Source organism: Pilosibacter rotomagensis, from assembly GCF_045062245.2.
Lineage (GTDB): Bacteria > Bacillota > Clostridia > Lachnospirales > Lachnospiraceae > Pilosibacter.
The window spans coordinates 1,270,601-1,291,576 of record NZ_CM170323.1; the positions used below are offsets into that span (position 1 = coordinate 1,270,601).

Consider the following 20,976-nt stretch of genomic DNA (forward strand, 5'->3'; position numbering starts at 1 on the left):
TCAAAAAGGCAGATATAACCAAAAAAAATGTGCAAAACTATAAAAAGAGGGGAATTTGCTGAATTTGGCACATGGGTTGCTATATATAAGTGCAGAAGCATTGAACGAAACAAAATAAGATCCTCCGGGACCGCAGGGCGGTTTAGAGAATGCTTACTACAAAGAATCAAAAGGAGAGGAAATTATGGCATTAACAAAAGAACTCATCGATCGTTTTATGAAGGTTGATCCGGCACAGCTTGGGCATTTTGTAAAGAACGGATATATGAATACCAGCATCAAACCGGTATCCAAAGATTTCAAGATGATCGGGCCGGCTGTTACCGTAAGAATGACAGGCGACAGCAACATCATGTTATATTACGCAGTTGAACATGCACCGAAGGGTTCCGTAATCGTTGTAGACCGCGGCGGAGAAAACATTCACGCATGCTGCGGTGACGGATGCTCCTTAAACGCGCAGTGCCAGGGAATGGCAGGAATCGTTATCGATGGACCGGCAACAGACTCCGCAGGAATCGTATCCGTAGGACTTCCGGTATTCGCTACAGGACTTTCCGTTGTGACAACTACTATTAAAGAAGATAAGACCGCAAGCTTCAATGTACCGGTCAACTGCTGCGGCGTTGTTGTAAATCCGGGCGACATTATTTTCGGAAACGCTGAGGGCGTAATCGTTATGAAACCGGAAGAGTGCGAGAAACTCTTAGAGATGGGCGAAGCTGGAAACCGCGCAGAGCAGGCTCCGGACGGAATGTTCGCAGGCTTCAGAAGTGGAAAGAAGATGTCCGATTACTTCCCGATCATCAACGACGCGTTAAAGATCGCCGGTGAGGAAGCAAATCCGTGGGAAGATGCAGAGAAAAATAAATAAGATTAACATAACCAAAGAAAACAGCATTCTGGTGATATGTCAAGAGTTTTTAAAAAAGATTTTGATATATTTTTCAGGAAAAAGGGTAACTTTAATAGACCTTCGGCGGAAAATCCAAAGGCGAACATCAGTTCTTGTTGATATTTGATTGAGTGTCCAGCTTTTCGCCGGTGTACAGTTGGTTTTTGACCAGCAATCCAAAAACAAGCCGTACAAGTTTACGAGATGTAAGCGCGAGTGCTCTTTTGTGCTGATGCTTGGTAACTTCAGCATATTTTTTTGCATAATACTCAGTGTATTCTGGCACATGCTTCCTGACGCTGTTAGCCGCTTCTCCCAGATAATAGCGCAGATACGGATTCCCGACTTTTGAGACTTGATTGTCCTCGGAAATAAAATCGCCGGAATCGTTTTTCAGCCAGTACAAACCGGCATACTTTGCAAGTGCATCGGATGAGTGGAACGCAGTTATGTCGCCTATTTCGGACAGCATGCCGGAGGCCCATACCGGTCCGATACCGGGAATGGACTTCAGGATAAGAAACGCATTCGGGTTCATCCCATTGATGCACTTTTCAATTGCCTGCTCTATCAGTTTTATTTCTTTTTGATAGGCCTGGATGCAGTTAAATGAGCTTGCAAGTGAAATATTCAGTGGTTCATACATGCATTGATCCAAACGGTACGAGTCCCTTGCGGCTTTCCGCAAAAGCTCGGATGTCCTGGATATGTCAGAAATACGGTTCCTGCTTTTTTCAGCGAGGAACGAAAGGAGTTCTTCCTCTGAGAGGTCGATGATCTCCTGGGGGGACAGGAACTCCGTCAGTATGGCAGAAGATGTTGCGCCGTAAATATTGCTGAACGGCTTGTTATCACCCTCAAGAAGCTGCAGTTCGCTGAACTTCAGATACAGGTTTGAAACCATGTAGGTCTTTTCCCTGGTAATGCATTCTGACAGGTGCATGCGATGCCTGGTAAGACGCTTCAGGGCGATAAACTGGCCGCCGCGCCAAGGCTCAAGCTTTTTCGTCCTGCCGACCCTTGCGAAGTCAGCAATGAGAAAAGCATCGATAGGATCCGTCTTTTCCATTCCGATATAGGATTTACGGTAATTGGATGTAGCCTTGGGGTTGACACAGAAAACATAGGGCTTGTACGGCATAAGCGTCTCACATGTAGAAAGAAAATTTGCGATATGGACGCTGTAAACAGAGGTAGACTCTAAAGCAACGATGATTGTATCAAGGTTTTTATGTTTCTGCATGCATTTAGCGATCATATCGGCAAGTTCATCAGCGCCGGGCTGATTGTTGCCAAATGAGGATGAGATGTACTTGTTTTCTTCAAAATCCATGGCATAGACCGCATTGGATTTTGAGCTTACATCAATACCTACAAACAAGGTGGACATATAGTTGATCTTTAACAAGATATCACATCCTTTCCGATCTGGATTTGTGGAGCCTGAAGTAAAAGGTTTATCCTGTGCTGCATATGGTGACCGAAGCCTCGCGCAATGAGCATGCACCCGGCCAGCCTTTCTTGCTGGAGCTACGGCGGGGGACGAAAATTCTGTGTTAGCGGAATGTGCCATATGTGCCAGGCTGAATGCTAAAAAAGCAGTCACGGCCAAAGCCGGCTGAAAGGAGGAAAAGCAGTGCCTTCGGACATCAGACTCTGCCTGATATCATAACACAGGATGAATCATATAAAAAGTAACTGTTGACCGTATGGATGGGATTCAGGATGAGGGGAGTTCCTCTTGGATGTCCTTACCATCTATACCCATAAAAAGAATAAGTTCATAAGCGATATTTCTTGCCTACGAACTTATTATACGAGGAGGATTACACATGAAAAAAACATTAGCAATGGTACTGGCAGCAGGTATGGTAGCTACAATGCTCGGCGGATGCTCATCAGGCGGTTCCTCTACACCGGCGACAACAGCGGCAGCAGGCGGAACGACACAGGCAGCTTCAAACACAGCAGCGAGCGGTGATGTCGTAAAGTTATCCTTAGCAACAAAGGTTGCGGCAGACAGCTTTGAGGGAAAATCCTTCCAAGATTTCGCTGATCTTGTAAAAGAATACACAAACGGAACCGTTGAAGTAACTGTATATCCGAGTGAGCAGTTAGGCGACTCCACAACAGTAGTCAGCAACATGCAGTTAGGTACTGTTGATATGTACTGTGAGGGCGGTATCTTCTACTTAGGATACGGCGTAGACACAGGTATCTGCTCTTACCCGTTCTTATTTGACAGCTGGGATAAATATGAAGAGATCGTAAAAGGCGATTTCGGTAAATTACAGGAACAGCAGCTTGAGTCCGCAGGATTTAAACTCATCAACACAAACCGTGACTGGAGACGTGGACCGTACTACGTTACATGCTCTACAAAGCCGATCACAAGCGTTGCTGATTTAAAGGCAATGAGACTTCGTTCCGCAGATTCTCCTGTATTCATGGAAGCAATGAAATCTCTCGGTGTAACAACAACCGTTGTCAATTACAGTGAGTGCTATATGGCTCTTCAGCAGGGGCAGGTCGACGCTGTTAACTGCCCGATTTCAAATGTAGAGTCCATGGCATTCTACGAGGTTGGACCTTATGTAACACGTATGGACTGTTATCCGGCAGAACTCTGGATGGTTATGAACCTCAACAAGTTCAACAGCCTTACAGCAGATCAGCAGGATGCACTTATCCGCGCAGCGAACGATGCAGCAACACACTCCAACGAGATCATTGAAAAAGACGTTGACGATATGATTGCAAGACTTGAAGCAAAAGGCGGCGTTACATTTGATCTTGACTTTGATGACAGCATTTTCGCAGACGCTCTGAAAGATTACTACAAAGGCTTAGCCGCAAAGGGCGAATTCAACGAGATCATCGTTAAAGAACTTGGCTTAAACTAATCAACAGAACTGATTCACACAGACAGGCTTAAGGGAACTGGGTTCCTGATCCAGAGCGGTCGGGAACTTCTCCCAAAAGCTTAGCAATTTGCAGGAGTAAGCGTATGAAAACATTGAAAAAAATATATGACGGCATCGTCGAAGTAGAAGGATGGATCGCCGTTGTTGCACTCGTTGCAGCAATTGTTTTAAACGCCTATGAGATCTTACAGAGAAACTTATGGGGAAATTCCTTTATCTGGATACAGGAAATCAGTGTACTCTTAATGTTATGGTTCGCAATGCTCGGTCTCCCGAAAGTAGCGAATGACAATGCGGACATCTGCCTGGACTTATTTATCAATAAGCTTCCGCCTTCCGCACGAAAGATCGTTGATCTCTTTGTGGCGGCCATGCTCGTATTCATGAACTATATATTATTAGTAAACCTCTATAAATTGTACTTATCACAGGGCAACAATGTGACGATTGTAGCGAGATATCCTCTTAAATTCAGAAGCTACGCTCTGTTCATAGGAATCGGAACAACAGAGATTAAATACATTGCGAACACTGTCAAAGCAGCACTTGCGGTTTTTGGAAAGAAAGGAGGAGATGAGAAATGATTGCGATTTTCATGTTTATCATCCTGATTGTATTTGTACTCTTAGGAGCACCAATCTCCATGGCGATGGCAATCGGAGCGTTAGCCGCTATAAAATACAGCGGACTTGATCCTGTTATTATCCCAAGCCTTATTTCCGGCGGCATGAGCAACTACACACTTATGGCGATTCCATTTTTCATCTTTCTTGGAAACATCATGAATAGCGGCGGTATCACTGAGAGAATCTTTGACTGGTGTGAAGCTCTTGTTGGACATATGAAAGGAAGCCTTGCACAGGTTAACGTTGTTACATCCGTTGTCTTCGCAGCAATCTCCGGTACTGCGGTTGCCAATGCGGCTGGTCTTGGAATGCTGGGCGTAAAGGCAATGAGAAGTAAAGGATACGACGGAAAGTTTTCCACCGGTGTAACCGTAGCGGCATCTCTGTTGGGACCGATCATTCCTCCCAGCGTTGTTTTATTGGTATTCGGTTCCCTTTCCAATACTTCCCCGGGAAAACTTTTTATGGCAGGTCTTCTTCCGGGACTTATTCTTGCGGCAGCGTTAATGGCACAGATTTACTTCATGTGTGCGACCGGAAAAGTACAGTGCCCAGAACCAGAAAAATTTAGTCTTAAGAAACTTATCACTGCAACAAAGAGAAGTATCTTCGCTCTTCTTTGCCCGGTATTATTATTCCTCGGTGTTGGTACCGGTGTCGCAACAGCAACAGAGGTCGGTATCCTTGGATGCGTATATGCAATCTTTGTAAGCATCATTTACAAGACATTCTCTCTCAAGAACCTGATTGATGCGCTCAAGAAGACAATTACTTCCGCATCCTCCATCATGTTCCTTACAGGTGTTGGTTCTGTTATCGCATGGGTCATGACAAAAGAACAGGTTCCGCAAACTATCACAAACGCATTGGTTGGTTTTACTTCCAGTAAGTATGTCGTCCTCTTGATCATCCTCTTTATCCTTCTTTTCCTTGGATGCTTCATGGACGGTACTTCTATCCAGCTCGTTATGGTTCCTGTATTAATGCCGATTGCGGCAGCTTTCGGAATCGATATGATCCACCTTGGAGTTGTCGTTGCCCTCGCGGTAACGATCGGAGCTTCCACTCCGCCGGTAGGTGTGTGTCTGTTCGTACTCAGTACAGTAACGGGAGAACCTCTGGAGAACGTAATTGCAGGTACAAAGACCTTCTATCTCCCGATCTTTATAGCACTTTTATTTGTAACATTCTTCCCGCCGATCGTAACATGGCTTCCGAATTTACTGCTTGGTGCTTAATGTAATGCTAAAAATGATAAAGGTGGTATTCTTATGAAAAGTAGATTTGTAGTTGCTCAGATGGAGCAGAATGGTGACCCGGAAATCAACCTTGAGAACGCTAGAAAAGCTGTTGCAGAGGCTGTAGAATATTATCATGCAGACTTTATCGTATTCCCGGAGTGCTTTATGAGCCTTTATCCGGCGGGAACTCCGCATGAGACACAGCTTGCGAGCGCCCAGACTCTGGATGGACCGTTTGCAACGGAAATGAAGAAACTGGCAAAAGACAACCATGTATGGATCGCATTCGGAATGAATGAAAAAGTAGACAATCCGGCAGATCCGCGCAACCACAATACGACAATGATCATCGACAGCGAAGGCGAGATCAAGGGAGTGTATAGAAAGACACATCTTTACGATGCGTTCGGATATAAAGAGTCTGATACGATCTGCCCGGGCGACAAGCTGTTTGATCCGATCGATACCCCGTTCGGAAAAATCGGACTGTTTGTATGCTACGAAGTAAGATTCCCGGAGGTTGCGAGAGATCAGGTTCTCAAGGGAGCCGACATCATTCTCATGCCGACAGCATGGGCAAGCGGTCCGTTAAAATCCCATCAGTTCAAGACTCTGATCACAGCGAGAGCCATCGAGAACACCGCTTACATCGTTGCGGCAGACCAGGTTGGCGTAAACAGCATGGGCGAGAGCATCATCGTGGATCCGATGGGCGTTGCGGTTGCATCCGCAGGCGAGACACCGCAGCTTATCTGCGCGACCATCGATACAGACAGAATCAAACAGGTCCGCGCGAAACTTCCGTCTTTCAAGGACCGCAGACCGTACCTCTATCTTGTAAAATAAAATAGCTTACAATTTCTCATTATACCGTTACCTCTTGTGGGAAAGGCGCTTCTGACCGTGCAGAGGCGCCTTTTCCGCAATTAATGACCATTTTAGAAAGGAGAAACACAGTATGAACGAATTATTAAAAATGACAGCCCACCAGATAAAAGAAGGTAAATTTGATAAGGTGATTCTGGCGATCGGTTCCTGCGAGGCCCATGGACAGCATCTGGCAGAGGGCTGTGACACCATCGTCTCCTACGAACTCAGCAAACAGGTGGCGGACCGTGTGCCGGGAATGCTGGTTCTCCCGCCGATTACTGTGGGCTACAGCGGACATTATGACACATTCCCGTTTACCCTGACCTTTGATTATGAGACCATGATCCATGTGATCTATGATATCGTGGAATCTGTCCTGAGAAACGGTATCAATAAGATCTTTTTGATGAACGGACATGACGGAAATATCGCTCCAATCGAGATCGCGGCGAGAAAGATCAAGGAGAAATATCCGGACGCAAGGATCGCGTCCCTGCCGGAATGGTGGGTCATCGCCGGAAAGCTCGTCCCGGAAGGAACCTTCAAGGTCTGGAACGGACTTGGACATGCGGGAGAGGGCGAATCCTCCATCGCTTACCATTTATTCCCGCAGTGGTGTGAGCCGGATCAGGCAACATGCGTCGTGCCAGATCATCTTCCGGAACATGTCGATATCAAGTGGGATTTCGCTGAGATCACAGATACAGCCCAGACCGGTGACGCGACCATCGCGACAGCGGAAAAAGGAAAGCTCATGAATGACTGCCTCGTAGATGCTGTCGTGAAAGATATAGAGGAGCTTGAGAAGACAGGATGGAACTATAATACGAGCCACTGCGCGACAAAGCTGAAATGATGGCGATAGTGTGAAATTAAAAGGGATATTCTATACGATCTTATCAGCGGTTCTGTTTGGGGTGAATCCGCTGCTGTCGAAGCAGATCTACGCCATGGGCGGAAATTCGGTCACGTTGACATTCTTCCGTATGATGATAACGGCAGTGACATTCTGGATCGTGAATGCAGTCTGGATGCATAAAGATTACAGCGTGAGCCGGGATGAATTCAAAAAGCTGTTTTTCTGCGCCCAGGGGTACTGCCTGACGCCGTATCTGCTTTGGAGTTCTTACAATTACCTCCCGTCCGGAATGGCGACAACGATCCACTTTGTGTATCCGGTGCTTGTCCTGATTGGAAGTATCGTATTTTATCATGAGAGACTTACCAGAAAAAAAGCGGTGAGTTGTCTTTTCTGCGTGACAGGGATCCTGTGTCTCTGCCAGGCGGATGGGACGGTCAGCTTGATGGGATTTCTGCTCGCGTTTGTCTCAGGAATCGTCTACACACTGTATATTTTGCTGTTAGATCACTGCGGACTCGTGGACATGCATCCGTATAAGTTAAGTTTCTGGCTTTCCGGAATCGGCACCGTGGAGATATTCCTGATCGCGCTGGAGACGGGGAAATTTACGTTGGGCATCGCAGCGGCAGGCTGGGGACTGACGGTCATCTTTGCCCTGTCAGCAGGTGTGATCGCCTCGACGGCATTTCAGCTTGGTACAAAGTATGTCGGCGCGCAGAACGCCTCGATGCTCTCGACTTTTGAACCGCTGACAAGCGTGATCGTGGGAGTTATTGTATACCATGAAGTTATGACCGGAAGGACGCTCACTGGGATCGCGGCAATTTTACTGTCGGTGATCGTTGTGTCGTGTCCGGAGCGGACAAAAAATAATTGAAAAAGCGGAAGCGGTCAGGACGTATGAGTGATACGGTCCGGGGCTTCCGTTTTTTGATGCCAAAAACTTGAGAAAACTGCCGCTGATTTCTGCAGGGGAGAGATAGCGCCTGTTATTGCGGATGCCCTGCAGCAGATGGGATTACTGTGCTGCAGCTTCTTTCGCAAACCCCGTATTCACAAGATCCTCATAAGGAACCCGTGTGTCAAGCTCCCCGGCTTCCTCGAGGATATTCTCAAGAAGTTCAAAGCTCTCTTTTTCAAAGATGGTATTTCCTTTCCAGGTATCCTGCTCTTTGTAACGTTCCACAATGATCTTGATCTTTTCGGTGTCTGTCTCCTGAAACTGTGGTTTGATCGTCTCGGCGATCTCTGCGGCGGAGTGGGTATTCACGTAGTCGAGGCCTTTCTGGATCGCATTGGTGAAGCTTTGTATGATCTCCGGATGCTTTTCAATATAGCTTTTTTTTGCACTGTAGGCCGTGTAAGGGACGTAGCCGGAATCTTTTCCAAGGGATGCGACTACATAGCCGTTTCCTTCCTGTTCCAGGGCTGTCGCGAAGGGTTCGAACTCGACGGTGTAGTCGGAATCATTGCTGGTGAACGCTGCCGCGGTGAGACCGAAGCTGATGCTCTGGTCGATGGTGAGATCTTTGGCGGGATCGATGCCGTTCTTCTTTAAGATATACTCAAAGACCATCTGGGGCATGCCACCGGCACGGCCGCCTAAAACTTTCTTCCCAATGAGGTTTTCCCACTTGAAATCAGCTTCCGGTGTGCGTCCGACCAGGAAGTTTCCGGCGCGCTGGGTGAGCTGGGCGAAGTTTACGGCGTAATCCTCATCGCCCTGGATATAAGTATAGATACTCGCCTCAGATCCCATGAACCCGATGTCCGCATCCCCGGATACCAGGGCTGTCATGACCTTGTCAGCCCCTGCACCGTTTACCAGTGTCAGATCGATTCCCTCCTCCTCAAAATACCCCAGCTCGATGGCGGCATACTGGGGGGCGTAGAAGATGGAGTGGGCAACCTCATTTAAAGTCACGGGAGTTAAAGATGATTCCGTGTTCTTCTTACATCCGGCAAGCAGAGCCGCCGCCGTAAACACAAGAAGAACCGGTGCCAGAAATTTTCTCATAATACCAAAAGACCTCTCTTTGCGATCGTTCTATATGTTCAGTGTATGAGAAATGCCGGAAAGGGTGCAAAAGATCATGATTCCTGCGGTGCCTTGACGTAGCATAAAGCAATAGGAAAAACCTATAGCAGACCCTGAGTACATCCAATTAGACAGATTTTCCAACATATGGTACTATTACCTTGCAACCAGATAGGATGGTTGGTAAATGAAAATAAGAAATTTTTCGGGAATGAAATGCGATGTCCCGATCCGGAATAAGAGGAGGAAAATACTATGGCAAAGAAGACAAGAGCAGAGAGACATTTCAAATTTGAGACATTACAGCTTCATGTAGGACAGGAACAGCCGGATCCGGTGACAGATGCGAGAGCAGTCCCGATCTACCAGACTTCTTCCTATGTATTTAAAAACTGCGAACATGCAGCAGCACGTTTCGGACTTACCGATGCCGGAAACATCTATGGAAGACTGACAAACCCGACCGAGGATGTATTTGAAAAGAGAATCGCAGCACTTGAGGGCGGCGTTGCAGCACTTGCAGTTGCATCCGGTGCAGCGGCAGCAACCTATGTATTTGAAAACCTTGCACATGCAGGCGACCACATCGTTGCAGCAAAGAACATCTACGGAGGAACCTACAACCTCCTCGCACATACACTTCCGGAGTACGGTGTGACAGCAACCTTCGTTGATCCGTTCAACTACGAGGAAGTTGAGAATGCGATCCAGGAGAACACAAAAGCGATCCATGTTGAGACACTCGGAAACCCGAACTCCGATGTTGTCGATATCGAGAAGCTCGCATCCATCGCTCATGCACACAAGATCCCACTCGTAGTGGATAACACATTTGCGACTCCGTACCTTGTAAGACCGATCGAGTACGGCGCAGACATCGTATTCCATTCCGCAACAAAATTCATCGGCGGCCACGGAACCACGATCGGCGGCGTGATCATCGACAGCGGAAACTTTGACTGGGAAGCAAGCGGAAAGTTCCCGTCCTTAGTTGAGCCGAACCCGAGCTACCATGGCGTAAGCTTCGTAAAGGCAGCAGGAAGAGCAGCATTCGTCACAAAGATCCGTGCGATCTTACTTCGTGATACAGGCGCAACGATCTCCCCGTTCCACGCATTCATCTTCTTACAGGGACTTGAGACATTGTCCCTCCGTGTAGAGCGCCATGTACAGAACGCATTAAAAGTCGTTGAGTACTTAAACAACCATCCGCTCGTAGAAAAAGTAAACCATCCGTCCGTATCCGATGATCCGGAGCAGCAGAGACTTTACAAGAAATATTTCCCGAACGGCGGCGGCTCCATCTTTACCTTCGAGATCAAAGGCGGTGCAGAGGCTGCGAAGAAGTTCATTGATAACCTGGAACTCTTCTCCTTACTCGCAAACGTTGCCGATGTAAAATCCCTTGTCATCCATCCGGCATCCACAACCCACTCCCAGTTAAACGATGAAGAGCTTGCAGATCAGGGCATCAAGCAGAACACGATCCGTCTCTCCATCGGTACTGAGAATATCGACGATATCATCGAGGATCTCGACGAGGCATTTAAGACATTACAGGAATAATCCACTGCTTTTACAGAATGGTACGGGACGATGAATGCCTGGCAGGAATCGTCCCGGAGATCATAAGATCCTTGCAAAATACTCCCAATATGATATTCCCCCTCAATAAGTGAACGAAAAACAGCAGCCAGTGCGCAAAAAAAGTGCATGTGGCTGCTGTTTTGCTGTGGCTGTATAACTGCAGGAAAACGCTGGTGGCAGGTTTATGCAAAACATAAGGGGGAACGCAGGAGATATAAGATGAAAAGATGATCGGTGAGTGTATTTCTGATGGGTGAGAGTGGCTGTCTACTGTAACTGATCGAAGAAAAAATAGCTTCGCAGCAGTTATTTCGGAAGGAACTAGCTACGAAGCTTATATCATTTGGTATTATGAGGTGGAAGACCTGACCGATACCGCCGCTGCCAATCTTATGATTTGCATGGCCCCTTCACACTGTTTAAGATCTCCTCCGCTGCCAGTCTGTGTTTCTCCTCCAGCTCATGTTTCTGGTCCAGGATCGTCTGGATCGTGATGCCGTCCAGGTAGTCCATGATGACGCGGTTTAAACCTTCCCAGACCGGGAGCGTGTCGCAGGCGGAGCAGCGTTCGCAGGGATTCGGAGTGTGCTCGAGGCAGGAGACCGGGGCGAGACTGCCCTCTGTGGTCTCTAAGATCTCACCGACCGTACATTCCGACGGAGCTTTCGCGAGACGATATCCGCCCTGGTATCCGCGGGTAGTGGAGAGCATTCCGGTCTTATTTAAGAGCGGGACGATCTGCTCCAGATATTTTTTTGAGAGCCCCTGGCGGGCGGCGATATCCTTTAAGGAAATAAACCCATCCTCGGTGTGTTCCGCCAGGTCGATGACCATGCGGAGCGCATAACGGCCTTTTGTAGATATTTTCATAATTGCTTCACCAATTTAAACAACAGCCTGGCATGGGAAAAGACAGCCGGGCGTTGAACTTTCTGTAATATTTTATCTCAGTCAGATCAGACTTCCACCTCGTTTAGGTGACAAACAACGCAAATCGGAACTGGTTCCGATTATACTACAAAAAAGATGGGCGTTCAACTAAGGTTTTGGCTTTTTCTCGTGGTTGCCAGAAAAATACACATGTGATAAAATAAAAAAGAGTTTCCGGCAGAGAACGGAAACCGCCAATAGAGGTCCTTTGGAAAAAGGACCAGATTGCTGCGAAAACAGAATATCAGCGGTGGCCCTGAAAATGAAAAGCTAACAAGTTGGTTGAGATGAAATCAGGATCGCTGCAGAAATAGTGAGTCAGAAAGAAAGGAACCAGAAAAGTTATGAAAAAGCTGGAAGATTATGTTGTAAGCATTCCGGATTTCCCGGAGCCGGGAATTATTTTCCGCGATATCACCTCGATCTTACAGGATCCGGATGGATTTAAGCTGGCGATCGATTCTCTCCTTGCGATGGTGAAGGACGTGGATTTCGATGTGGTTGTCGGCGCGGAGTCCAGAGGATTTATTTTTGGAACACCGGTCGCGTATGAGATGGGAAAATCCTTTGTCCCGGCGAGAAAACCGGGTAAGCTTCCGAGAGAGACGGTTTCTATGGAGTATGCCTTAGAGTACGGCACCGGAACGATCGAGCTTCATAAAGATTCCATCAAACCGGGTCAGAAGGTCGTGATCATCGATGATCTGATCGCAACCGGTGGAACTGTGGAGGCGATCGCAAAGCTCGTGGAAGAACTCGGCGGCGAGGTCGTTAAGATCTGTTTTGTGATGGAGCTTGCGGGATTAAAAGGAAGAGAGAAACTTCAGAAATATGATGTGGATTCCGCGATCATTTACGAGGGTAAGTAATAAGGAAACCAGGTCCATGCAAATGATGGTCGCTGGATGATACACACCTTCGCAGAACGGTTATTTCAACTGCAGAATGGATTTTTGTTGGGATAAATTTACGGTTACTCAGCATCTTAAAGAGATGGGAGTCATGTCTGACTAAGAAAAAAGATTATATGCCGCCAGAGAACGCGACAAAAGCGGGCTGGCGGCATCTGTTTTTCTGTCAGAAGAGCGTATCGGAAGAACTGTTGTATTTATCAGGAAAAGAGGATAAAAATGAGAGAGATCGTATTTAAAATGGAGCGCCCGGGTCTCGTTGAGGTCGGGCAGGAAGTGGATGTCAGCGAGTCGGTCACACCGGTCAATGTCAATTACATGATCGAGCCGGCGGTGGCCATGTCGGGGCTGTTCCGTTTTACGGAGCGTCTGAAGAGCAAAAAGGGCATTGTGAAGGACATCATCCAGAATGACCGCGGATACTATGTGACAGTGGAGTTCGACGAGTAGCGGAATGGTTTGTTTGACTTATGCAGCGGAGCGCTGCGGTTTCCTGTGGAAAAACAGCAAAAGCAGGAAGTAGGCGGCTGACAGGATGAGGATCCGGACGGCGGTGCGGAAAAATTCCGGAAAACCGGACGGGATCGGGAAGTCTTCCGGGAACAGGCGGAAGATCCAGAGCGCGCAGAGCAGGCAGAATACCGGTTTTCCGATCAGGATCCATGCGTTCCATTCAAACGCAGTGATCCTTCGGAGTGCCAGGATATGGAGCAGAGCGAGGAGAACCTCGCTTGCTAACATCCCCCAGAGACAGGAACGGATCCCGAACACCGGGATCCCGAACCACACGAAAGCGATGCGGACGAGGAGAGAGACCAGGTGATGGAAAAATGTGAGCTTCGTCCTTCCAAGGCCATTTAAAATGCTGCCGGACGAGGTGGCAAGATAGAGAAACGGGCAGAGCCAGGCGAGGATCTGAATGAAAGATCCGGCGTCCTGGCTTTTAAATATCTGCAGCCCCAGAGTTTCGCCGAAGACCGTGAATACCCCGATGCAGAAGATCCCGAGGTAGAGGCTGTAGCGGAAGGACATGGAGATCCCGTCCGCGATGCCGGAGGTGTTTCCGGCAGACTGGTGTCTGGCGGTCGACGGCAGCAGGACCACAGCCAGAGAGTTTACGAGAGCGGAGGGAAAGAGGACAAACGGCATTGCCATGCCGGTGAGAGTCCCATATGTACTGACAGCCTGGGACCTTGTGAGGCCGTAGACAGTGAGCCGCTCCGGGATCATGATCGTCTCGGCACTCTGTAAGAGGTTCAGGATCAGCCGGTTGGCCATGAGCGGGACGGCGAGAGCGAGGAGAGCACTCATGGGAGACAGGAAATCCAGGAGTCCCGGAATATCTGCGGTACTTTGAAATTTATGAGGTTTGTGCGCGGCATGATCGGAGAAATTTGCTGAATTATTTTTATTTCCATGAAATTCATGAAAAAGAAGAAAAAATATCAGGACAAACGAAGCAGATCCGGCCTCTCCGGCCACCAGGCCGAATACCGCGAGCGACACCGTGATCGGAATCTTCTTCTCGATCCAGATGGATGCCAGGAGAAAGACCGTAAAGATCCGGATCATCTGTTCAAAGAGCTGGGCGGCTGCAGGGACAGACACCTTTTCCTTTCCGTAGTAGTAGCCGCAGATACAGGCATGGACGGAAGTGCAGGGGATTGCAAAGGCCATAACGGAGAGCAGCGGGGCGCACCGCGGTTCCATGAGGACAGATCCCGCGAGAAATCCGGAAAAATGTCGGATCATAAGGGCCGCGGAGAGTGACATGGAAAAGGAAAGGAGAAATCCGGAAACAAGCGTCCGCTTCGCATGTTCCGGCTCCGCTGCGATGAAACGGGAGATCGCAGTCTGGATCGAGCCGGCGCACAAGGAGAAAAAGATCCCGTAGACCGGAAAGATCATCTGATAGATCCCGAGACCTTCGGCGCCGATCGTGCGGGAGAGAAAGATCCGGTAGAAAAAGCCGAGGACGCGGGAGAGGAGACCGGCGGCTGTGAGAAGAATTGTTCCGGTGATGAGTGGATGGGGCTTATGGGAAGAAGGCATGGCAGCTCCGAAATGGCAGAAGGATTCGGTTATATATATGTGGGAGCAGGGGAATGATATGAATCCGGTTTATCGCAGACGGATGACTGATATGAAGATTGAAATCATCACAAATTCTTTAATACTTAGTGATTCACTGTGTATTTCTGAAAAAACATGAGAATACCGGTTGAAATTCCTGAGGGGTTTCGTATATAATGTAAAATATCTGTGGCCTGTCCGCGCTTTTTGCGGCGCTGACTCGCGGGTCATGGCATAAACTAATAGTGTTATCAGGCTTTGAACCTCTTAAAACAGAAAGGCGGAACAATGAAGAAAGTAATTTATCTCGACAACGCGGCTACGACAAAGGTACGTCCGGAAGTCGTGGAAGCCATGCTGCCGTTTTATACAGAATATTACGGAAACCCTTCTGCGGTATATGAGTTTTCCACACCGTGTAAGGAAGCGCTCGCAAAGGCAAGAGAGACGGTCGCAAATTCTCTCGGCGCAAAGGACAATGAGATCTACTTTACAAACGGCGGTTCCGAGTCCGACAACTGGGCTTTGATCGCAACTGCGGAGGCATATGCATCCAAGGGAAAACACATCATCACAACAAAGATCGAACACCACGCGATCCTTCACACCTGTGAATATCTTGAAAAGCGCGGCTACGAGATCACATACCTCCCGGTGGATGAGTACGGCACCGTCTCCATCGACGAGTTAAAGAAGGCGATCCGCCCGGATACGATCCTGATCTCTGTAATGTTCGCAAACAACGAGATCGGAACGATCCAGCCGATTAAAGAGATCGGTGAGATCGCCCATGAAAACGGAATTATCTTCCACACCGACGCAGTTCAGGCATACTGCCATGAACCGATCAATGTGGATGAGTACCATATCGACATGTTAAGCGCCAGCGGACACAAGTTCCACGGCCCGAAGGGAGTCGGCTTCCTCTATATCAGAAAAGGCTTAAAACTCCGCTCCTTCATCCACGGCGGCGCCCAGGAGAGAAAACGCCGTGCCGGAACTGAGAATGTGCCGGGAATCGTGGGTCTCGGAAAAGCAGTCGAGATTGCGATGGCAGAGCTTGAGAATAATAAGAAGAAAGAGACAGAACTCCGTGATTACCTGATCGGACGTGTCATGGACGAGATACCGTACACACGCTTAAACGGTCACCGCACAAACCGTCTCTCCAACAATGCGAACTTTGCGTTCCAGTTTATCGAAGGTGAGTCCTTACTCATCATGCTCGATATGGACGGGATCTGCGGTTCCAGCGGATCTGCATGTACATCCGGTTCCCTGGATCCGTCCCATGTGCTGTTAGCCATCGGACTTCCGCACGAGATCGCGCACGGATCCTTACGCCTTACCTTAAGCGAGGAGACAACGAAGGAAGAGATCGACCATACTGTAGACTGCCTTAAGAAGATCGTGGAGAAGCTTCGCGCAATGTCCCCACTCTATGAGGATTTCATTAAGAAGAACAGAAAGTAAGAGGAAAAATAATGTATTCAGAGAAAGTAATGGACCATTTCCAGCACCCGAGAAACATGGGAGAAATTGAGGACGCCAGCGGCGTAGGTACTGTCGGAAACGCAAAATGCGGCGATATCATGAGAATCTATCTCGACATTGATGACGAGACACATATCATCCGTGACTGTAAGTTTAAAACATTCGGCTGCGGTGCTGCCGTTGCCACAAGCAGCATGGCGACCGAGATGGTAATGGGAAAGACGATCGAGGAAGCGATGGAAGTAACTAATAAGGCAGTTATGGAAGCACTTGACGGACTTCCGCCGGTAAAGGTTCACTGCTCCCTGCTTGCCGAGGAAGCGATCCATGCAGCACTCTGGGATTATGCAGAAAAGCACCATATCGAGATCAAAGGCTTACAGAAGCCGGTGTCCGATATCAGTGAGCATGAAGAGGACGAGGAATATTAATGAAGAAAAAAGTCGTGGTGGGAATGTCAGGAGGCGTGGACTCATCGGTTGCGGCCTGTCTTTTAAAGGAACAGGGCTATGATGTGATCGGTGTCACCATGCAGATCTGGCAGGAAGAGGATTCCTGTACCGTTGAGGAAAACGGCGGATGCTGCGGACTCAGCGCGGTGGAAGACGCGAGACGTGTCGCGTGGACCCTTGGAATTCCCTACTATGTTATGAACTTCCGGAAAGAATTCCAGAAGAATGTCATTGACTATTTTGTTGCGGAGTATCTGCACGGACGGACACCGAATCCGTGCATTGCCTGCAACCGCTATGTAAAATGGGAGGCGCTTTTGGAGCGCAGCCTTGAGATCGGAGCCGATTATATCGCGACCGGTCACTATGCAAGGATCAGCCAGCTTCCGAACGGCCGTTATACGATCCGGAACTCCGTGACGGCGGCGAAGGATCAGACTTACGCGCTCTATAACCTGACCCAGTTCCAGCTTTCCAAAACTTTGATGCCGATCGGTGATTACACGAAGGACGAGGTGCGAAAGATCGCCGAGGACCGTGGACTTGCCGTGGCAAAGAAGAAGGACAGCATGGAGATCTGCTTCGTTCCGGATAATGATTATGCCGGATTTATCGAGCGGGAAGCCGAAAGTGTTCCGGGAAGCGGAAACTTTGTGGATAAAAATGGTGTGATCCTTGGAAAACATAAGGGGATCACTCATTACACGGTCGGTCAGAGAAAGGGCTTAAACCTCGCGATGGGCCATCCGGTGTTTGTCACAGGAATTCGCCCGGAGACGAACGAGGTTGTGATCGGCGAAGGAAATGATGTATTTTCCGACCATCTGGTCTGCAAGGATGTGAACTGGATGGCGATCGACGGACTTCACGGCGGGGAATGGGAAGTTCTCGCGAAGATCCGCTACAGCCACAAGGGATCTCCGTGTATCATCAGGGAACTCCCGGACGGAACCGTGGAATGCCGGTTTAAAGAGCCGCAGCGTGCGATCACGCCGGGACAGGCAGTTGTATTTTATGAAAATGAATGTGTAGTCGGAGGGGGAACGATCCTATGAGCAGGATGAAAAAGGGGAACGGACTCCTCCGATTCCTTATTTCTGCGGTCTTTTTTGCACTGGTGCTTTCCGGCTGCAATGGGACGAGAAAATATGAGGCGGTGGATCTGAGCAGCGAGACTGTGGCAGCGGAGTCAGAAAGCGGATCCGGCGAGGAACAGGGAACGGAAAATTCCGATGAAGCTGATCTTCAGGCACTGGGCAATCCTGCCGGGGAGATGATGAGCGCAGATCAGGCGGCCGAAAGCTCGCAGGATGCGGAATCGGTCTCCGAATCAGAGGAGATGGCTTCGGAGATGTCGGAGGAGGAGAGTGTCGCGGCAGCGAGAGAGTCAGCGGCGGAGGCTTATACAGCCGCGGCGAACGATGACGCGGAGACTGCTCCGGAAGTTCCGTTTAACGGACATACCGTCGCGATCGATGCGGGACACCAGGCGAAAGCCAATACTTCCAAGGAGCCGATTGGCCCGTCCTCTTCGACGATGAAGGCGAAGATGCCGGAAGGCTCAGTTGGAACGGCGAGCGGCGTCCCTGAATATGAGGTCACTCTTGCGGTCGCAAAAAAGCTTGAGACAGAGCTCACAAACCGCGGATACCATGTCGTCATGATCCGGACGAGCAACGATGTGAACATGAGCAGCGCGGAGCGGTCCGTCGCAGCAAATCAGAGCGGCGCGGATATCCTGATCCGGCTTCACGCGGATTCCATGGACAACTCTGGTGCCTATGGGGCATTAGCAACCTGTATGACAGCCCAGAACCCTTACAACGCGTCTCTTCATGACAAGAGCTACAATCTTTCCAAAAAGATCGTGGATACCGTCTGCGGGACGACAGGAACGAAGAATCGAGGCGTCCAGGAGACGGACAGCTCCTCCGATATCAACTGGTGCGAGATCCCGGTCTGTGTGCTCGAGATGGGATTCTTAAGCAATCCTGACGAGGACACATGGCTTCAGGACGATGGCTACCGGGGAAAGATCGCGAGCGGGATCGCCGGGGCGGTGGATGCTTATTTTGCGGAGGGGAATTAAAATAAATTTTTTAAATCCTCTATACAAATCGAAAAAAATATGTATAATAATATATAGTCTGCTTTTTCAAAAAGCAGACAATCCGGAGACGTAGCGAAGCGGCCGTAACGCGGCGCACTCGAAATGCGTTTATCGGTTCATCCCGGTACGAGGGTTCGAATCCCTCCGTCTCCGCTCGAAACCCTTGATTTTTCAGGGGTTTTTCTTATTTACGCGAATAACGGGTCAAAGTCCGCACTTGCGCGAGACCTTGGCGACTGTCGCGATAATAAGGGGAAACTCGCGAAGCGTGTTTTCATTTGTTTAACAGGGAATTTTCTGTTAAGCAAAAGGGCACGATGTGCCAATGAGATGCACTTGTGGAAGAAGAAAATTGGCGCAGGCGATCGCGCTCGGCGTGAGGAAAAGGCCGTCCGGTGAGGACAGCTTTTTATGTATGAAATCGACCGTTTGTCGACCAGATAGGAAAATGTTATGCTTTTCCTGGCAGAACATCTGCCAATGTGTCCGCATCTATGGTTTGGACGGAATTTTGCCACAAAGTCTTATATGTGTGACAACGAAAACGTAAGAAGTTCTTAATAAAAAAAGAGGGAAATTGTAGTATACTTGGTACGTCTTAAAGAAAAGGGATGTTTATGCCGAAGCTTTGGAGAGACATTGGATGGAGAATGCAGTTTACGATCGATATTCAGATGATAGAAGCCTCAAGGTTATGACTTTTGGCAGGAAAAAAGACGTATGAAAAGAGAAAGGCGGTTTTAGAATGTTTCAGAAAAAATTTCGATATATGACAGCGCTTCTCGCAGCGCTTATGATCACACAGGGCAGTTTTACAGCTTTTGCGGATGAGACTCCGGTTGGACCGGGATACGAGGACCAGAATAAGGCCTCCACGGATACCACGACAAGTGATCCGGCAAGTGCATGGAAAAAGGTCAACGGTGTTTACGTAGACGCGAATGGAAAAAATATGGACGGGGCGCTTCTTCGCGGCATCAGCGTTTCCAAATGGCAGGGCGATATCGACTGGGCGAAGGTTGCAGCGGATGATGTCTCCTTTGCGTATGTTCGTATGGGATCCTTTGGATATGAAGGACAGTATACCATGGACGAATATTATGAGAAAAATATGAAAGGGGCTTCCGCAAACGGAGTTCAGGCGGCCCCGTATGTGTTCCTCCAGACCCGGACCGTCGATGAGGCAAAAGCGGCAGCAAAATATACTCTGGAAAAGATGTCCGGATATGCGGTAAAATTTCCCGTTGCCGTGGATGTGGAATCAAAATATATTCTGGACTATTTATCAGTGCAGGATCTGACAAATGTGGTAAATGCGTTCTGTGACACGATCGCTGCGGCCGGATATACCCCGATCGTTTACAGTGATTACAGCAAGTTTACGAACGAGATGGATACAAACCAGATCAAATATGATCTCTGGCTTGCGAGATATGGCGCGGACGGACAGTATCAGGGCCGTACGATCTGGCAGTGCACAGATAAAGGGCGCGTAAACGGGATCAACGGAAATGTCTGCCTGGAATTCGCATATAAAGACTATGCTCCGAAGGCTGCACAGGGAACCGCGATCGACAGCGGTGAATGGAAGCAGGAAGGCGGAAAATGGTATTTCTACCGCGATGGCGGAAGAATGAGCGGCTGGGTAAATCCGGACGGCTACTGGTACTATCTTGATCCTGCAGAGTTAGGTGCGATGGTGACAGGAACAACGAAGAACATTGACGGTGTGGATTATACCTTCAATGCGAGCGGTGTGATGCAGTAAGGGAAAAAAGGTCCTTTCTGACCTGCAGCTTCCGTTTTTGGCGGACAGGCAGTTAGGACAAGGATTCTGCCGGGCAAGAGAAATCTCCCATACATGGGAAAGTACCGCGAGTCCGGCGGAAAGTCTGAGAATAGCGTTCAGCAAAAGGATATAGGATAAAGAATAAAGGAAAAAGAAGAGCAGGAACAAGACTTT

General features: G+C 48.7%; 19 protein-coding genes and 1 tRNA gene. 16 read left to right on the top strand and 4 right to left on the bottom strand.

Annotation, left to right across the window (positions count from 1 at the left end; all coding sequences use genetic code 11):
• Window positions 1–184: 184 nt before the first annotated feature.
• Window positions 185–874: an RraA family protein gene (locus ACI3EW_RS05645; protein ID WP_118321609.1), complete on the top strand. Its 690-nt coding sequence runs from the start codon at window positions 185–187 to the stop codon at window positions 872–874.
• A gap of 127 nt (window positions 875–1,001) precedes the next feature.
• On the opposite strand, the gene ACI3EW_RS05650 is transcribed toward ACI3EW_RS05645, so the two are convergent.
• Window positions 1,002–2,303: an IS110 family RNA-guided transposase gene (locus ACI3EW_RS05650; protein ID WP_227117340.1), complete on the bottom strand. Its 1,302-nt coding sequence runs from the start codon at window positions 2,301–2,303 to the stop codon at window positions 1,002–1,004.
• A 424-nt stretch (window positions 2,304–2,727) separates the two neighbouring features.
• On the opposite strand from ACI3EW_RS05650, the gene ACI3EW_RS05655 reads away from it, so the two are divergent.
• The 6 genes from ACI3EW_RS05655 to ACI3EW_RS05680 all read left to right on the top strand — a co-directional run bounded on the left by ACI3EW_RS05655 (window position 2,728) and on the right by ACI3EW_RS05680 (window position 8,295).
• A complete protein-coding gene (locus ACI3EW_RS05655; RefSeq protein ID WP_405579668.1) occupies window positions 2,728–3,798 on the top strand; it encodes a TRAP transporter substrate-binding protein in 1,071 nt (356 codons plus the stop codon).
• Window positions 3,799–3,902: 104 nt separating this feature from the next.
• Window positions 3,903–4,403, top strand: a complete 501-nt coding sequence (locus ACI3EW_RS05660) for a TRAP transporter small permease (RefSeq protein WP_405579671.1) — start codon at window positions 3,903–3,905, stop codon at window positions 4,401–4,403.
• Window positions 4,400–5,683, top strand: coding sequence for a TRAP transporter large permease (locus ACI3EW_RS05665; protein ID WP_118321612.1), 1,284 nt, complete (start codon window positions 4,400–4,402; stop codon window positions 5,681–5,683). The genes ACI3EW_RS05660 and ACI3EW_RS05665 overlap by 4 nt, the downstream gene beginning before the upstream one ends.
• Before the next feature lie 33 nt (window positions 5,684–5,716).
• Window positions 5,717–6,532 carry a carbon-nitrogen hydrolase family protein gene (locus tag ACI3EW_RS05670; RefSeq protein WP_405579674.1) on the top strand — a complete coding sequence of 272 codons (816 nt, stop codon included), beginning with the start codon at window positions 5,717–5,719 and terminating at the stop codon, window positions 6,530–6,532.
• Window positions 6,533–6,644: 112 nt separating this feature from the next.
• Window positions 6,645–7,412, top strand: a complete 768-nt coding sequence (locus ACI3EW_RS05675; protein ID WP_118321614.1) for a creatininase family protein — start codon at window positions 6,645–6,647, stop codon at window positions 7,410–7,412.
• Between the two features lie 10 nt (window positions 7,413–7,422).
• Window positions 7,423–8,295 (top strand): DMT family transporter, encoded by an 873-nt coding sequence (locus ACI3EW_RS05680; RefSeq protein ID WP_405579677.1) that lies wholly within the window; start codon window positions 7,423–7,425, stop codon window positions 8,293–8,295.
• 141 nt (window positions 8,296–8,436) lie between these two features.
• Here the strand turns inward: ACI3EW_RS05680 and ACI3EW_RS05685 are convergent, their stop codons facing one another.
• Entirely contained in the window at window positions 8,437–9,435 is a 999-nt protein-coding gene (locus ACI3EW_RS05685; RefSeq protein WP_405579680.1) for an ABC transporter substrate-binding protein, read from the bottom strand.
• 276 nt (window positions 9,436–9,711) lie between these two features.
• Between ACI3EW_RS05685 and ACI3EW_RS05690 the strand changes: the two genes are divergently transcribed.
• Window positions 9,712–11,022, top strand: a complete 1,311-nt coding sequence (locus ACI3EW_RS05690; protein ID WP_118297721.1) for an O-acetylhomoserine aminocarboxypropyltransferase/cysteine synthase family protein — start codon at window positions 9,712–9,714, stop codon at window positions 11,020–11,022.
• Window positions 11,023–11,433: 411 nt separating this feature from the next.
• Here the strand turns inward: ACI3EW_RS05690 and ACI3EW_RS05695 are convergent, their stop codons facing one another.
• Entirely contained in the window at window positions 11,434–11,913 is a 480-nt protein-coding gene (locus tag ACI3EW_RS05695) for an RrF2 family transcriptional regulator (RefSeq protein ID WP_118297722.1), read from the bottom strand.
• A 404-nt stretch (window positions 11,914–12,317) separates the two neighbouring features.
• Between ACI3EW_RS05695 and ACI3EW_RS05700 the strand changes: the two genes are divergently transcribed.
• Complete coding sequence (locus ACI3EW_RS05700; protein WP_118297723.1) at window positions 12,318–12,842, top strand: adenine phosphoribosyltransferase; 525 nt, start codon at window positions 12,318–12,320, stop codon at window positions 12,840–12,842.
• Window positions 12,843–13,103: 261 nt separating this feature from the next.
• Complete coding sequence (locus ACI3EW_RS05705) at window positions 13,104–13,334, top strand: hypothetical protein (protein ID WP_182426484.1); 231 nt, start codon at window positions 13,104–13,106, stop codon at window positions 13,332–13,334.
• Window positions 13,335–13,352: 18 nt separating this feature from the next.
• Here the strand turns inward: ACI3EW_RS05705 and ACI3EW_RS05710 are convergent, their stop codons facing one another.
• A complete protein-coding gene (locus ACI3EW_RS05710) occupies window positions 13,353–14,936 on the bottom strand; it encodes a putative polysaccharide biosynthesis protein (protein WP_405579688.1) in 1,584 nt (527 codons plus the stop codon).
• 309 nt (window positions 14,937–15,245) lie between these two features.
• Here ACI3EW_RS05710 and nifS point away from each other — a divergent pair, with 309 nt between their 5' ends.
• The 6 genes from nifS (at window position 15,246) to ACI3EW_RS05740 (ending at window position 20,781) form a co-directional block, all read left to right on the top strand.
• On the top strand, window positions 15,246–16,430 hold the full coding sequence (gene nifS, locus ACI3EW_RS05715; protein ID WP_118322114.1) for a cysteine desulfurase NifS: 1,185 nt from the start codon (window positions 15,246–15,248) through the stop codon (window positions 16,428–16,430).
• An 11-nt stretch (window positions 16,431–16,441) separates the two neighbouring features.
• On the top strand, window positions 16,442–16,882 hold the full coding sequence (gene nifU / locus ACI3EW_RS05720; protein ID WP_021904779.1) for a Fe-S cluster assembly scaffold protein NifU: 441 nt from the start codon (window positions 16,442–16,444) through the stop codon (window positions 16,880–16,882).
• Window positions 16,882–17,958, top strand: a complete 1,077-nt coding sequence (mnmA, locus tag ACI3EW_RS05725) for a tRNA 2-thiouridine(34) synthase MnmA (RefSeq protein WP_405579693.1) — start codon at window positions 16,882–16,884, stop codon at window positions 17,956–17,958. Before nifU ends, mnmA begins: the two co-directional genes overlap by 1 nt.
• Window positions 17,955–18,992: an N-acetylmuramoyl-L-alanine amidase family protein gene (locus ACI3EW_RS05730; RefSeq protein ID WP_405579696.1), complete on the top strand. Its 1,038-nt coding sequence runs from the start codon at window positions 17,955–17,957 to the stop codon at window positions 18,990–18,992. The genes mnmA and ACI3EW_RS05730 overlap by 4 nt, the downstream gene beginning before the upstream one ends.
• A gap of 84 nt (window positions 18,993–19,076) precedes the next feature.
• Window positions 19,077–19,166, top strand: a tRNA-Ser gene (locus ACI3EW_RS05735).
• A 592-nt stretch (window positions 19,167–19,758) separates the two neighbouring features.
• Window positions 19,759–20,781, top strand: coding sequence for a GH25 family lysozyme (locus tag ACI3EW_RS05740; protein WP_405579699.1), 1,023 nt, complete (start codon window positions 19,759–19,761; stop codon window positions 20,779–20,781).
• The last annotated feature ends 195 nt before the right edge of the window (window positions 20,782–20,976 follow it).